Genomic DNA, 17,053 nt, shown 5'->3' with positions numbered 1-17,053 from the left:
CCTTTGGATTTCGGAACTTTGACAACTTTAAGAAACGAATTTTCATCGCTCTGAATATAAAAATGAAGAGGACATCAATTGTCCTCTCCAGATGTTAGTTTTTATTCAACCCACTACAGTTGACAAAGAGCCACTTTATTTTACTAAAACAAGCTAAAAGAAAACTAAATACTGGCTTTTTCATCTTAACGTCCTAATATTTTTTTGAATAACTGAATAGCTTTGTATTTTAAAGGCGATGGATGATAACGGAAAGTACCTGCTTTTCGTACAATATAGCCATTAAAATTTTGTTTAAAACGCAAAACGCCATCACTACCATCAAAAATCCCTTGAATCCCTAGGAAGTTGTATTGATGGATGTTTCGTTGCATTGTCTGCTTCATCGCATGATATTGAAGTAAAAATGGAGCTGAGAACTTCTGATACTCTGCGTACGACCCCCCAAACAAGTAGGTTGCCTCTGTATTTGTGTAGATTATCAAAGCACAAGCTAGAACAACATTGCCAGATTCACTATCCAAGCTAGTTAGAAAATCTTTTTTCTTTTGCAAGGCTTGGTATTGCTGATGAAATTGTTTCGACTTCTTGTCAAGACTAGCCATCTTCACATTTAAAGCATCTATAGACTGTTGCGGATTAACTTCAGCAATTAGGAAATCCGCCTTATCTCCAAACATATCATACAATTTAAAGTAATAATCTAAATTCTTATCCTCAAAACCTTGTCTTTTACCTGTTTCTTCAATAATTTTTTTGAACGTTGGAATTTCTTCCCGTTCTGCATTTCGAATAAGAATATTAAAATCAAAGGCTGACTGAATGTTGCGAATACTATTTTTATTAAAGGATTTCAATAAGGAAACAGCATCATAATCTTGCAAATCTTTGATGTAATGCCAGCTGACTTCTCCATTAGGATAACCTGTTGTCAATCCATCAAATTGATAACCTAAATTAGTCAAATCTTGAATAATACTTTTTTTCTCAGCATCTATTGGATCACCTTCACTATCAAAAGTTTGATAGGTCTCATAAGGTTTCACAAGCAACTCTAATGCACCATTTTGTTTAGCATATTCTTTTAATCCCTCATAAAAAACTGGAAGGGCACCTTTTTGGGTATAAATAGGCCCAGAATTCAACTCCATATGAAGACCGCCTAACATAGGCAAGCTATAGATCAGAGCTGCAACTTGAATTTCTCCTTCTTGTTTCAAAGAAAGATAAACAACTCGAGCTCCTCGCTTTTCTAACAAATCTCCCATCTGGACAGACTGCATGAAGGAGCAGCTAGGAACTGTTTCCGAATAACGTTGAAACTCTTCTTTAGTGAGTGTAATCAGTTTCATAAACTTACTTTCTATGATGTTTTTTTCTTAATTTTTTTCGAAGGCAATAAAAATAGTTGGCCAATTGATACAAAAAACTTACCGGTAGAGTAAACTCTCCTATATATTCTTGAACAACAGGACTAAAGTTGGATTTAAAATCTGTTAACCCATCATCTAAAGTACCTTCAATCCCCCCCATATTAGCCCAATTTTTACCATCATTTAAAGCATCCTCAAACACTTTTGGATAAAGCACATATTGGGGGTAGAATTTTTTAAATCTATCATCCATTCCAGCATAAAGCATTTCTAGTGTATCGCCGAACGAAACAGAGAGAACCCCCGCTATAACTATTTCTTCCGGATATTTTTGAACAAGTTCTTGAAATTCTATAATGTATTTTTCAACAGATTTTTTCTGTTGTTGTAATTTCGTTAGACGCTTCTTTTGATATTCGTCTGTTTCAGCCAAATCTTTTTTTATCTGGTGTAACTGCTCTCTATACTCCGTTAGACGTTCAGGAATATTAATCTTTGCTAAGTGTAAATACGAATCATCTCCATATATTTCCATTAACTTTTGAAAATATTCCTGATTTCGCAGAGAAACATTCTTACGACGTTCCGTTAAAGCTATAATCGTTTCAAAATTTGAAATATCCGATAAGCTACCACGAAATGTAATAACACCTCTCTTAACAGCATCCTTCATTAACCTCTTAGTATGCTTTGGAAAATCAGAATCTAAACCTTTTTTTAGTATTCTATTAGCTTGGTAACGTGGTTGAATAGTTTCAGACATAGCTATAGTCCTACCAGACCATTGACAGTTTGCATCTTTTAAATTTTGAATAGCTTCTATAGATATACTATTCTCAGAAAATTCTTTAGAAGATTTGTCAATAGGATATTGTTTTAAGATCAGAGACGGATCAAACTTAATAAAAACAGACCGCTTACTAGCCCCAAATTGTTTTAAGCTTCTCATCACAAATGTTACCAACTCTTTATCTTGATAATCCATGATTGGTCCTCTTGGGATATACATCATAGTATATCCAAGTGGCAATTTTTTTATGAGTATACTTGCAACAGCTACTAATTCTCCATTTTTATAAAAACCTAAACGCTCATTCCCCCAATTATCTTTTATCTTTGCCCAAGAACTACTCTGTAATAGACTAACTTGTGGATGTTGACTAACAAAAGTATCATGTTCTTGAGACGAAATCCCTACTTTAAATTCAAACACTTTAACTCCTCCCATTATATCTTCATATAAATTATTATTTTTTCTATAAAAACACCAAGAAATGGCATCTCACTTTTTTAAGAGATCATCTCCACCAAGTTTCTACTACCATTTTACTACTTTCAATTAAAAAGTCTAGTGAGAACAAACTTTCATTTTCATTTTTAATCTTAAAGGGACAGTCTATATTATTTTATCGACAAAAAAACTAGCTCAATCTTTCTTCCAAAACAAAATCAATTGGTAGGGTTGCCAAAAACCGTTCCAATTGTTTTTCCCAGTAATACCACTCGTGGTTGCCTGGGCTATGACTATAAGAAATATCAAAACCAAGTTTCTTGAGATTCTTCACCGCGAGGTTATTGGCAGCATACAAGAAATCTTGTTCACCACACCAAGCCCAGAGTTTGGTCTTCTTATCTGACTTATTAGCAAGGGTTTCAAGTGAATAAGGACTAGTTTCCCAGTTATCAAGCTTACCAAAAACACCTCGCCAGTAAGCAAGCGACCCAAGATTTTGACTTTCTGGAGAAAACTCTTCGAAACTGAGAGCACCAGAAAGACTAGCTGCATGTGAGAAACGGTTAGTTGATAGGGCCAATTTGAAGGAACCGTAGCCTCCCATTGATAGACCAGCGATAAAAGTCTTTTCACGCTTGCTAGACATATTAGGGAAGAAGCGTTTGAGCACTTTAGGCAGTTCTTCTGCTAGAGCTGTATAGTAGTTATAGCCATACTGAGTATCTGTGTACCAGCCATTACTTGTATTTGGCATGACAACAATTAGATTGGTCCCTCGCACCAAGCGCTCTACATTGGTCCGTTTGAGCCAGCTATTATGATTCCCTGACATCCCATGTAAGAGATAGAGGACAGGAATATCTGTAGAATCTGGCTCCTCAACCCGAGACGCATCTGGGTAGAGAACATTCACTCCCCACTCCATATCTAAAACTTCTGAGTAATACTCAATCTTCATTACTGCCATAACTTGCTCCTTATTCGTTTAAGATAAGAAAAAGCCGAAACTCGACTTTCTCTTGCTATTTGATCCTATTTTGCTTCCATGACTACTGGTAAGATAGCTGGGCGACGCTTGGTTTGGTCAAAGAGGAACTTAGCCAAATGATCACGTACCTTACCTTTGAGTTCAGCCCAATCAAAATCTTCACCTTGGAGGTAATCTTCTACTGTTTGATTGACTAACTCTGTACTTTCGCGCAAGATATCACGACTCTTCTTGAGATAGACAAATCCACGCGTGTGCACTCGAGCTTTAGCAATGATTTTTTTCTCACGACGGTTAACAGTGATAGCCACGATGAAAATACCATCTTCTGACAAGACCTTACGGTCACGAAGGACGACATTCCCAACATCCCCGATAGCATTCCCATCAATCAAGACATCGCCTGCTGTCACTGCACCAGATGGAACAAAGTCCCCATGCTCATAAGACATGGTTGTTCCTTTTTTAGGGATGAAAATCCGTTCCGGCAACATACCAACTGCCATAGCCGCCTTAGCATGGGCATCCAACTCACGGTATTCTCCTTGGATCGGGAAGAGATATTTAGGTTGCAAGAGATTGATCATCAATTGCAAATCACGCGCATTCCCATGGCCTGAGACACGTAAGCTATGAGTAATTGGCTTGACAACTCCACCCGCTTGGTAAACCATATTTTCTACACGTGCCATCACCGCTTCCTTGGCGATTGATGGCGTTGTAACGATATAAACTAGGTCACCTTCTTTGATTTCAACATAACGGTGACGACCGATAGACATCTTGCGTAGGCCGTTAATGGGTTCACCCATACGTCCAGTTTCAAGGATGATCAATTCGTGATCTTCAAAACGAGACATATCTTTTGGTTTAATCAAAAGATTTTCACTTGCTAGAGACAATTTTTTCAAGCGAATCGCTGTACGGACGATATTTTCAATGTCAAATCCTGTCAAGACAACACGGCGTCCAGTCTCCGCAGCTGCATCAAAAACTTGCTGGATACGAGAAAGGTTACTTGCAACCGCAGCAACGATGATACGTCTATCCCAGTCAGAAATGGTTTGCGTGATTTCTACACCAACTTCATTTTCACTAGCTACTTGGATATTGCTATCTGCATTTGCTGAGTCACTAAGCAAAGCCAAGACCCCTTCGCGACCAATCTCTGCCAAACGCCCAAAGTCAGTGGCGTAAGATTCACTAGCCGTTTGGTCAAACTTGAAATCCCCTGTATAGACGATGTTTCCTTCAGATGTTTTCAAGACCACACCCAAACTTTCTGGAATAGAGTGGGTTGTACGGAAGAAGGATACTACCGTTCCACCAAAATCAATCTCTGTATTTTCATCAATGACATGGAAATCATCAAATTTCTTGACGCTGTCATTTCCCTTAACAAAGAGTTTGGCCAGTTCGATAGTCAACTCTGAGCCAAATACAGGAACCTTAGCTTCTGCCAAGAGATAAGGGAGGGCGCCAATCGCATCCGCATGCCCGTGTGTTAGGAAGACCCCAGCAATACGGTCACTATTTTCAAACAAATAGTCCATGTTGGGAATAACGACATCGACACCCAACTGTTCATTTTCAGGGTATTTCAAACCTGCATCTAATACAAAAATCGAGTCGTTAATTTCTGCGATGTACATGTTTTTACCATTTTCACGCACACCACCAAGTGTTGTTAATTTAATAGTATTCATTTTTCCTCCGAATAGTCACTTCAACTGTTTGTAGAGCTTTAAAAGCTCTCTTTTTCTGAAAGTCCAATTCACTTTCAGCCGAATCTTTTCCATTCATTATACCATTTTTTTACTAATTTTCAAAATGAATCTCACACATAATCCGACTTCAACTATCTCTTTCCTATCATTCTTACAGATACTGGAGGAGAGTTTGCTGGTAAAAAACAGGAATGACCTGCGCCCTAAATGTTAGATTTTTCTTGGCTGCTGGTCAGCATTATATGGCTTTTATAATGAATGAGCACTTATCCCCTTTCTATTTCAGCAAATCAAAAACAAGTGAACAGCATGTTAGCAGAGGCTTTCAAAATTGACCAATCTGAGTATACTATCTCTCATAGCTACCAAGGATAGGAATAGCACCATGATTTTTATCATCAATTTTTTAATAACAAGTATTTTTATAAATAAAAAGGACACGATGATTCCCTTCTTTAGTGCTTGGAAATGGGATCTCGTTCTAAGGCTATGAGAAAATGTTTAAGCCTCTGAACCGAGTGTAACATGAGATTGTAAACAATATTGATTATTATAGTGGATTAAAATAAGATATGAACAAAGAAATTAGGAAAGTCAAATAAATTTCTATAAATATTTTAGAATCCGTAGCCTACTATTCTAGGTTCAATCCACTATACTTAAATACTCAATGAAAATCAAAGAGCAAACTAGGAAGCTAGCCACAGGTTGCTCAAAACACCGTTTTGAGGTTGTGGATAGAACTGACGAAGTTAGCTCAAAACACTGTTTTGAGGTTGTAGATGGAACTGACGTAGTCAGTATCCTACATATACGGTAAGGCGACGCTGACGTGGTTTGAAGAGATTTTCGAAGAGTATAAAATCAAACTAAAAGGACTCAGCTCTGTGCAAGACAGAACTAAATCCTTCGCTTGAATTATTTGTGTAACTTTTTGAAATCGATATAAATCAATCCTAAACTTACAATTTTTTATTTTCCAAGGTAGTATTCAGAAACTACATTCAATTTTTCGTCGAATTCGAATACCAATGGTGGGAAGTTAGGGATTTCCACGTCCATGATTTCGTCGTCTGACAAACCTTTGATGTGTTTTACAAGAGCACGGATTGAGTTACCGTGTGCTCCTACGAATACGTTCTTACCATCTTTAAGAGCTGGAGCGATTTTATCTTCCCAGAATGGAAGGGCACGTTCCAAAGTTACTTTCAAGTTCTCAGCATCTGGGATAACTGAGTCATCAAGTGAAGCATAACGACGATCAGTGTGAGCTGAATATTCGTCATCACGAGGCATTGCAGGAGGCAACACATCGTATGAACGACGCCAGATGTGAACTTGCTCATCACCAAATTGTTCAGCTGCTTCAGCTTTGTTTTTACCAGTCAAACCACCGTAGTGACGTTCGTTCAAGCGCCATGATTTTTCAACTGGAACCCACAATTGGTCAGATGCTTCAAGAGCCAAGTTAGTTGTTTTGATCGCACGTTTCAATACTGAAGTGTAAGCTTGGTCAAATTCGATACCAGCTTCTTTGATCAATTTACCAGCGTCAATCGCTTGTTGTGTTCCTTTTTCAGACAAATCAACATCAGCCCAACCAGTGAAAAGGTTAGCTTTGTTCCATTCAGACTCACCGTGGCGAGCAAAAACCAATTTTACCATTTGATGGATACTCCTTTTATTTTCCGAGGTTTCCCTCGTTTATCTATTCTATTTTACACAATTTTTCACAAAAAAGCTAGTCAAAATCGACTAAAAAGAGAAGAGGTGACCTCCCCTTCTCTCAATAAACAACTATTCTTGAACTTGAAATTGTTTCAAACTTGTTAGGAATAGGGCGCCACCGATGACAATGACAATTCCACCAATCCAGCCTAAAAATGGAATCAGTCCTACTACAGAACCAACGATTAACAAAACAGATGGCGCCATTGATATGCGCTTATCATCCTTATAGTAGATTAGAGAGAGAATTCCAAGAATGAGAGTTGCGATTTTTACTAAGGTAAAAACAATGAAGATAATCGCTAAAACTACTCCTGCAAAATCTTCATTCGCAAAAATAGATGCAACCATTAATATTACGACTGGCAAAATTGCCAAGAGCGAGCCTGAGATAGTCCCAATAATTCCAGCAATTTGCGCTAGTGTTTTTGTCTTCATAAATGTCTCCTTCAAATTTTAATAATTGTTATTCTACCATATTTTAAGTTAAATTCAAAGCTTTTCCAAGTAGACCACAATATCATCAGTGGCACTTTATTTTCCTTAAGTCATATAGTAAATTGAAATAAAGTATGAACAATTCAATTAGGAAAGTCAAACTAATTTCTAGAAATATTTTTAGCAGTCGTAATGTACTATTATAGATTCAACCTGCTATAAATTCCTTTTTTTATAGTAGATTGAAATAGAATATGGACAAATTGATGAGGTAATTTTAAAGTAATTTCTAACAATACTTTAAAAAAACTATGATGTACTATTCTAAACTCAATTTGTTATATATGAATTTCCAGAACAAAAATCCCTAAGTCCTTTTAGACCTAGGGATAATGCTACTTATTAAAAGTAATTTTGCAGCTTATTTGGTAAAGATAGACTGACGGAAGTCATCTGTTGTACGAAGATAAGCATTATAAATCTTTTTCTTCAGTAAGTTAACCCAGCTAGCTTCGACGCGGCTTGTAGCATTGTCAATATTACGAACATCCTCTGCTGTCGCCTCATCCATTAGCCTTTGCATATCTTTATAAGATCGAATAGTTACTTGCTTCGTACTATTTGGGTTTCTGAGTTCATACTCAATGGTAATCGGCTTCAATTTTGTCAATTGATCAATCCGCTCTTGATACATGGCCTTCTTAAAGGCTGCCCAAGAGTCATACTCACCTTTGAATACATTTTCTAGAACCTTCTGGTCTGTCACTAGACCAACATCTCTTCCGAGCCATCCATCCCAAGTTGTGCTGCCCTCTTTCAGAGCTTCTTCTGACAATTTACCAGATACATATGGGATAAATCCTTCATGATAGCCCTTAGCTGCCAGCAACTCATAGGCTGTACGACGGAACATGACATCACCTGGCGCACCAGTTGGATTGCTAAGCGCTGAATAAATTGGAGAGAATAGACTGAGACTGAGATAACCATTTCGTGCATACTTGCCACTATCCTTGTTTTCGCGTCGAGTAATGACATCATTGTCAATCAAGGATTCAAAAGTTTTTAGTTTCTTAATCTCTTCAGCAGTGAAGGTCCGTGTCTGGTTACCAGCATGGGTTTGTTTGCCATACTTATCAGTAATGTAGTAGTTTTCCATTTTTCTAAACCACTTCATCTTGGCTTCATCTGTCTGCTTCAAGATAGAGCTTGCTTCTAGGTAATCAAGCGTATAGATCATATCAAACATACCATGAACGTAATCTTTTAGGTCTGCTTCATTCTGAACGCGCTCTTTAAAGTTATAAGTATGGAGACGTGTCTTAGAATCCTTATCAACCTTGAATAGAGTATTGAGGGTGATTGTCGCTTCATCTGGACTTGGTGTAGATTGTAAAAGACCACGAGCGTAAAGTTCTGCCCCTAGACCTTCACGACGACCAAAGCCTTCAAAATAAATGGCTCCATCAGAGTTGTGTGTCATCTCGTGTGTATAAACAGAGTTTCCGTAATCTTCTAGCAGACGAGCATTGTCAAAATGGGTCATACTTCCTGTTGCGTAAGCATTATAGCCCTTGCTTGGATACCACTTACCAGCTGGTCCAAAGAATTCCTGCATTGCAGTGGACTGCTTGTCATGTGGTTGGGCCCAATATCTTTGACCATTCTTATCTTTGAGAGCAAAACCATCATAAACCAAGACCGAACGGAAGAGTTTATCTTTACTTTCATCACTTAAAATCTTGTACCAGAAATCGTAATGGTCTCTCTGCCATTTAGCTGACTTTCTCACTCGATCTTCAACATAGCTAGCAAGTTCAGCATCTGTACGGACCTTCCCATCAACAATATCTCGGTAACGATCATAAGCTCCCATAGAGATGGTAGACATATTGGAAATGATGTAGACACCCTTTTCAGTCATAGTCAAAAGCGGTAGCAACATACCCTTATGTTCCCAACTATCAGATGTAATCTTATCATAAACTCCGACAGAGTACTTACTCTTATCATTCGCATTGTCTTGGAGCGCCTTAGCTTCTGCAATGTCCGACTTGGCCTCGATAATATAGGCTTTTGTATTATCCTTGAGCCATTCATTATTGGTCTTATACGGCAAAAAGAGATTACGATAACTTTCAAGATAATTGAATAAACCTCGCTTACCAGTTGCCTCAGACAAGGAAGTATCATAGGTTTGATAAGTATTTTTTGCCTTGAGATTTTCAAAACCAGAGCGACCTAAGGCAATGATCGTGTCTAGTGTCGACGCATCGTTATTACCAAAGAAATCAAACTTATAGGCAGATAAATCTTTGACATTGATGGTGTCATAATTGATGTTATACCAACGATTTAGGTAGGTTAAACCAACTAAGAAGGCTTCTTTATTATCGGTGATTTTCTTAGCGATATAATCAGCTACTACAGTTCCCTCAGTATTGATGGACTTGTCCATAGCCAGAACCTTTCGTAACTCCACAGATAAGTTAGCTTTGACTTGATCAAAGGCTTTATCCAAATAAAGATCATCCAGAGAAGTTTCTGCATTTATACCTAAAACCGTTCTCACAGCAGCTGAATCTAAAACTACCTTATTCAACTCTGGTAAAACTTTGGTGAGAATCTTGCTATAGTCAGATAGGAAGGCTTCCGGAGTATAGAGAAGATTCAAGTCCTTGATGGTATATTCTGCTATAGCCTTATTTTTAAAGCCTCCCTTATAGGTAACTTCTAGATACTGAATGGTATTGTCTTCGTAATGAAGCATGAGACGATTGATGCCTGTCTTATTTCCATGAATATCCGTAATGATCTGCTGATCTTTCATCGGAACTACATCGAGTAAATAGCTGGTGTTGAGCTTATGATCCTCTGCTAGTTTGTTGGCATAAGCTACGATTGTTTCCTTATTATAGAATGGCAGAAGTTTTTCCATATTTAAGTAAGCTATAGCACGGTTACTGTCTACTTTCTTCGCCTTACTATAATCTACTGCATAGAGGTTCAGATTGGTGTCGTCCAGGTTTGTCGTGATTCCAAACTCTCCTAGCTTGTCTTGGGCTTCTTCAAGACTAAGCTTAGAGCTAGCAAATGGATCTTCTGCTAGAGTTTCAATTCCTTCGACTGCATAAGCATTGGTGATACGATCATTTATATAACCTTGATCGCCAGAAATACTATAAACTCTTGATCCACTGACATTACTCAAGACGTTGTCAATCAAACCATTGTAGTAATTTGAACCAACTACTCCACCAATTTGGCCATTCTTGGTTGAATTCTGAATTTTCCCTGATGCATAGGAATTAGTGATACGAGCATTGGCTTCCAATCTTCCAACTAAACCACCAAAGCGTTGCTCATTAGTCTTGGCACTCGCTAAAATCGTAACATCTGCTCTACTTTGTGTCAGTAGGGAAACATTTCCTTTCAGATTTGCGACTAAACCTCCAACATTATAGGCCTTGATTTGCTTATCATTAGTCTGGATAGTACCTGTAAAGGAACTATTTGTGATTTGTGTGTTAGTTGCAACAACCACTAGCCCTGCAACCTGACTGGCATTTCCTACAACAGCTACTCGCCCTTGAGCAGAGACATCTTGAATGTGAGCATTTTCCGCAGAACGGGCCAAGCTTGCAGAATCATAAGTCCCAACAATATTGACATCCTTCAAATCGATATTTGTAATCCTTGCACCACTCTTGAGATTTTCAAACAAAGGCTTGGCTAGGTTGTAAATAGCATACTGTTTACCATTATGACTACCTGTAAGGCTACCTGTAAAGTTGTTTCGTAAATAAACATAATCGCTTGCTGCCAAGCTTACTTCACTAGCATCTAAATCAGCTCCTAGTACATAGTTGCCTGCCATGTTGCTCTTCATTGCTTCTAACAGACTTGCAAAACTAGTATAGACACCTTGCTGATTTGAATGAGACTTGCTGATGTAGAAGTCATATCCTGGTTTATAACCCGTTTCACTTTCTTGGACAAGCTCAGGCAGAGATACAGTAACCTTATAAACTTCCCTACCATCTTTAGTACTTTCGGCAATACTCTGAACTGGCAGGAGCATTTCTTTCGACTCGGCAGACTTAACTTTGACAAAGTAATTTGACAAATCGTTTGGAACTGCGTTCATAGAAATCAAGCGTTTATACTGATCATTTTCCTTGCTGTAGAATTCAACCGCCTCTACATTTCGGATAGAAATTTTCTTATACTCGAGTTCAAATTGACGACTGTCCTTTTCAAAGTCTGTAACCTGGCCTTGATCTAATTCATAGGTTAATTTTGTCTTCAAAGTATAATTTGTATAATGATCCAAATCACCAATCTTGAGACTGCCTGCAAAATTCGTAATCGGAAGTGAGCGTACAAGCTGGTCACCTTCATATAATTCTGCTGTAGCTGTCCGTAATGATTGAGTTTCATCAGTCAGGTTGTACTGAACTGTAACAGAACGATCTTCTGGATTTTCTGTAAGACTGAGGATACTTAGATTTGGTCTAACTTTTGCAACTCCATTTAGAGCCGTTCTTGCTGCTGTCAAGTTCGCTAAGGCTTGATCAACTTGAACTTGGCTAGCTAGTCGATTTGCTAAAACTGTTTCTGCATTTGCAAATTCTCTTGTAAAGTTTGTTTTTTTATCTGAGTCAGCATTTTTGTATTTGAAGCTATCCTGGATGTCTTGACTATCTCGGTATTCTGTTTGTAAAGCTACCTTAGTAACATCTGGGCCCTGTAATTGCTCTTTCGCATTTTTAATGCTTGCAACTGCTTGGTTGACTTGCTCTTGACTAGCTTCTGACTGTGTCAATAACTCTTGACCTATAAGGAGTGCCGAATCGTAACTAGTTTGGCGAGTTAAGATATCGTTAAAATAACGTGCCTGTGATTTAACTTGCTCTGCTTCTGACAATAGATTGTAGAGTGGAATTAAATCAAATTCATCCAATGCTTCAATCTTTGGAGCATCATTTGGAATCATAAATGGACTTGCTGTTCCAACCTTAACAATCTGAGTCACTGGTGGCAAGGTCTCTTCATTTGACAATTCTTGACGATCCAATTCTTGGTTATTTGAATAATAGACTCTTGTTCTAATCGTACGCTCGCCTTCCACTCCAGAAACACTTACAATACGTGAATCCTTGACCAACTCATCAGTATACTGCTCCTCAATCTTAAAGGCTACTTTTTCAACTCTCGTTTCGTCTACATAGCTAAGCTCTAACTCAGGAAGTTCAAAACTTGGTGTAGGCTCTACACCCGCTGTACCGACTGGTTCTGTATACTCGGGCAAGTCGTAAACCGGAGCTGGTTCGTCACCCACTGTGCCTACTGATTCTGTATACTCGGGAATGTCGTGAACGAGAGTGGGTTCTTCGCCAGATGTACCCACAGGAGCTGTATACTCGGGCAAGTCGTAAACCGGAGCTGGTTCGTCACCCACTGTGCCTACTGATTCTGTATACTCGGGAATGTCGTGAACGAGAGTGGGTTCTTCGCCAGATGTACCCACAGGAGCTGTGTACTCTGGTAAGTCATGAACCGGGGCGGGTTCGTCACCTGCTGTACCTACTGATTCTGTGTACTCGGGGACTTCATGTACAGGAACAGGTTCTGTACCTACCGTCCCTACTGATTCTGTGTAGGATGGAACATCGTGAACTAGGGCTGGTTCTGTACCTGCTGTGCCTACAGGAGCTGTGTAGGATGGGACTTCGTGAACGGGAGCTGGTTCGTCACCCACTGTGCCGACTGGTTCTGTATACTCGGGCAAGTCGTAAACCGGAGCTGGTTCGTCACCAGATGTACCGACTGATTCTGTATATTCTGGGAATTCGTGAACTGGGGATGGATCGTCACCAGCTGTGCCCAACGAATCTGTATACTCTGGCAATTCGTGAACCAGAGCGGGTTCGTCGCCTGCTGTGCCGACTGAATCTGTGTACTCTGGCAGTTCGTGAACCAGAGCTGAGTCTTCACCAGCTGTGCCTACAGGATCTGTATATTCTGGAATATCATGAACTGGAGCTGGAGCTTCACCGGCTGTGCCCAACGAATCTGTATACTCTGGTAATTCATGAACTGGGGTAGGCTCTGCACCTGCTGTGCCGACTGGATCTGGGTACTCGGGAACCTCATAAACCAGGGCGGGATCTGCACCTACTGTGCCGACTGATTCTATATATTCAGGGACTTCGTGAACTGGAGCGGGTTCGTAACCAGATGTACCGATTAATTCTGTATACTCGGGAACGTCGTGAACTAGGGCTGGTTCTTCGCCAGTTGTGCCGACTGATTCTGTGTACTCGGGAACCTCATGAACTGGGGTAGGCTCTACACCAGATGTTCCTACTGATTCTGTATACTCGGGAATTTCGTAAACTGGGGCTGGATCTGCACCTGCTGTGCCGACTGATTCTGTATATTCTGGAACGTCGTGAACGGGAGCTGGTTCTTCACCTGCTATGCCGACAGGATCTGTATACTCTGGCAATTCGTGAACGGGAGCGGATTCATCACCAGCTGTGCCGACTGGATCTGTATACTCTAGGACTTCATGTACCGGAGCGGACTCTGAACCTACCGTACTTACTGGATCTATGTACTCTGGAACTTCATGTACCGGAACGGGCTCTGAACCTACCGTATTTACTTGATCTGTATACTCTGGTAATTCATGAACTGGGGTAGGCTCTGCACCTGCTGTGCCGACTGGATCTGGGTACTCGGGAACCTCATAAACCAGGGCGGGATCTGCACCTACTGTGCCGACTGATTCTATATATTCAGGGACTTCGTGAACTGGAGCGGGTTCGTAACCAGATGTACCGATTAATTCTGTATACTCGGGAACGTCGTGAACTAGGGCTGGTTCTTCGCCAGTTGTGCCGACTGATTCTGTGTACTCGGGAACCTCATGAACTGGGGTAGGCTCTACACCAGATGTTCCTACTGATTCTGTATACTCGGGAATTTCGTAAACTGGGGCTGGATCTGCACCTGCTGTGCCGACTAATTCTGTGTACTCGGGAACCTCATGAACTGGGGTAGGCTCTACACCAGATGTGCCGACTGGATCTGTATACTCCGGCAAGTCATGTACGGGGGCTGGGGCGTCGCCTGCTGTGCCGACTGATTCTGTATATTCTGGAACGTCGTGAACAGGGGCTGGTTCGTCACCAGATGTACCTACTGAATCTGTGTACTCGGGAACGTCATGTACCGGAACAGGTTCTGTACCTACCGTCCCTACTGATTCTGTGTAGGCTGGGACTTCGTGAACGAGGGCGGGTTCTATACCTACCGTCCCTACTGAATCTGTATATTCTGGAACTTCATGAACGGGAGCTGGGTCTGTGCCAGCTGTACCCACAGGAGCTGGGTACTCTGGCAAGTCGTGAACAGGAGATTCTTTAAGCAATTGATTACTTTCTGCCGTGCCCACCAAAATAATCTCTGAAATAGGTTGGACTGTCACTTGATCAAACACCAACTCAGATTTTATCACCTTCTGATTAGCACTGTAGCGACGAGTAATCACTGTACGTTCCCCAGATACACCCACCTGAATGGTCTTTGTTTGCCCCTTAACAAGATTATCCGAATAGCGATATTCTGTTTGATAAGGAAGCACTTGCGTTTGACTTTCATCTTGACTAGATAATTGTAACTCAGAGCGATCAGAAATTGAGCTTCCCGATGGCACTCGGTTTGCTCCATTGACAAGCTCCAGTTTTTCATCTGTCGACTTGTCTGAACTATCTGCTTTTGATACTGCCACCGCTTTGTCATTTTCAGATCCGTCCACTGATTGATTCACAGTCTGATTAGCTTTATGCTTAGATTCTTCACCTTGCTCCAAAGAATTTTTCAAAATAGCCTGACTCTTCAGATAACCAATGTATTCAAAATTTTCAATGTTCAAGGGCTGAGGTAGTTGCTCTCCTAGTCCCAAATTTAAAAGCTGATTATAAGCAGCTAGCTCAATATTTGTAACTGCAAGTATTGAAGGAGAAAGAAGAATGGATCCTAGTCCAGTCACCAATAAAATCGAAGATAGATATCTTTTCCCGTTTTTCCCCTTAGAAATTACCAAGACCGCAAGAACAATACCAGCTGTTGCAAAGATTGCTTCCCATATACCGGAGTAGCCAGTACTTGGTAAGTTTCCTATCAATCTTCCTTCTTTTTTAGGACGATAAACCAAGTAGTATGCATCTGTACTTTCCTCTACAAATTTTGGAAGTTCCTTAACAACCATCGCATTTTCAGCATCTGTCAATTCTGATTCTATAACATACTTATACTGAATCTGAACAGCTTGATTCGCTGCTAACTCTGCTGCTTCAACAGGCTGTGTACTAGTCCCAACTACAGAACCCAAAAAGAAGCTTCCAATAGTCGCTGATATCAGACCTACTGATAACTTTCTAAAAGAAAAACGCTGGCGCTTTTCTCCGTAAAATTGATGTTTCATCACTTAACTTTTTCCTTTATAATAAAATATTAAATCCTTTCTATTTTATCGAATTTCCCTCCAATAAACAAGGATTTTGTTTGCCTCTTGAAATTATTTTACGCTACATACCGTTAACAAGATTCTTATCAGTGGATACTGTTTATCAAGCATTCTCAACTTCCTATTATTTTCAATTTCATACACAAGAGTTTTTATGAAAATAATAAGAAACAACGAGCATCTCCAACTATGGAAATGCTCGTTTTTTTGATATTTAGAAGTGAGTTTTTACCCAGCTTCTTTTCTAGCAATCTCATAGAATCAAGATTCTAAGATTTGCTTTATCCGAGTAATGGTTTACTCTTCTTCCTTACGTTTTTTAGAGATAAGGAGTCCTCCTGTCACTGCTGCAAGAAGTGCTAGTCCAAGTGAAGCGTTAGATTGTTTAGTACCAGTGTTTGGCAATTCTTTCGCTCCTGCTTTCTTAGATGGTGCTTGAGCAGATGACTCTTTAGTAGCTTCTTTAACAACTTTATTAGCTGCAATTGTTGCTACTGATCCGTCCGCAAAGGTTACAGATACTGATCCGTCATTGTTAACCTTAACATCTGTCGCAGTTGGGTTAGCTTTCTTAACTTCTTCAGCTACTTTAGCTTTTTCTGCGTCTGTCAAGTTGTTAGGATCTACTACCGGAGTAAGAGCTGGCACTTTAGCTCCATTTGCTTCAGACTCTTTAACTGTCTTCGCTGGTGTTAATGTCGCCACTGATCCATCTGGGTAAGTTACAGATACTGATCCGTCATTGTTAACTTTAACATCTGTCGCAGTTGGGTTAGCGTTCTTAACTTCTTCAACTACTTTAGCTTTTTCTGCATCTGTCAAGTTGTTAGGATCTACTACTGGAGTAAGAGCTGGTACTTTAGCTCCATTTGCTTCAGACTCTTTAACTGTCTTCGCTGGTATTAATGTCGCCACTGATCCATCTGGGTAAGTTACAGATACTGATCCGTCATTGTTAACTTTAACATCTGTCGCAGTTGGGTTAGCTTTCTTAACTTCTTCAGCTACTTTAGCTTTTTCTGCATCTGT

The 17,053-nt window shown here is 39.9% G+C and carries 8 protein-coding genes; all 8 read right to left on the bottom strand.

What is annotated here, in order from left to right; genetic code table 11:
* Positions 1–185: 185 nt before the first annotated feature.
* Positions 186–1,352, bottom strand: coding sequence for an aminoacyltransferase (locus tag QM406_RS09280; RefSeq protein WP_414274061.1), 1,167 nt, complete (start codon positions 1,350–1,352; stop codon positions 186–188).
* Positions 1,353–1,356: 4 nt separating this feature from the next.
* Positions 1,357–2,586, bottom strand: coding sequence for an aminoacyltransferase (locus tag QM406_RS09275; protein WP_371561425.1), 1,230 nt, complete (start codon positions 2,584–2,586; stop codon positions 1,357–1,359).
* Between the two features lie 208 nt (positions 2,587–2,794).
* Positions 2,795–3,574: an alpha/beta hydrolase gene (locus tag QM406_RS09270; protein ID WP_414274060.1), complete on the bottom strand. Its 780-nt coding sequence runs from the start codon at positions 3,572–3,574 to the stop codon at positions 2,795–2,797.
* A gap of 65 nt (positions 3,575–3,639) precedes the next feature.
* Complete coding sequence (locus QM406_RS09265) at positions 3,640–5,301, bottom strand: ribonuclease J (protein ID WP_315640771.1); 1,662 nt, start codon at positions 5,299–5,301, stop codon at positions 3,640–3,642.
* Between the two features lie 993 nt (positions 5,302–6,294).
* Complete coding sequence (locus tag QM406_RS09260; RefSeq protein WP_070679035.1) at positions 6,295–6,987, bottom strand: phosphoglycerate mutase; 693 nt, start codon at positions 6,985–6,987, stop codon at positions 6,295–6,297.
* 132 nt (positions 6,988–7,119) lie between these two features.
* A complete protein-coding gene (locus QM406_RS09255; RefSeq protein WP_075231554.1) occupies positions 7,120–7,488 on the bottom strand; it encodes a hypothetical protein in 369 nt (122 codons plus the stop codon).
* A gap of 421 nt (positions 7,489–7,909) precedes the next feature.
* Positions 7,910–15,982 (bottom strand): SIALI-17 repeat-containing surface protein, encoded by an 8,073-nt coding sequence (locus tag QM406_RS09250; RefSeq protein WP_414274059.1) that lies wholly within the window; start codon positions 15,980–15,982, stop codon positions 7,910–7,912.
* Between the two features lie 339 nt (positions 15,983–16,321).
* Positions 16,322–17,053, bottom strand: a 732-nt coding sequence (locus tag QM406_RS09245) for an LPXTG cell wall anchor domain-containing protein (RefSeq protein ID WP_414274058.1), incomplete at its 5' end; no start/stop codon positions are given.

This window comes from Streptococcus infantis (assembly GCF_047465035.1).
Lineage (GTDB): Bacteria > Bacillota > Bacilli > Lactobacillales > Streptococcaceae > Streptococcus > Streptococcus infantis_T.
This window is presented reverse-complemented; position numbering and strand designations above follow the sequence as displayed.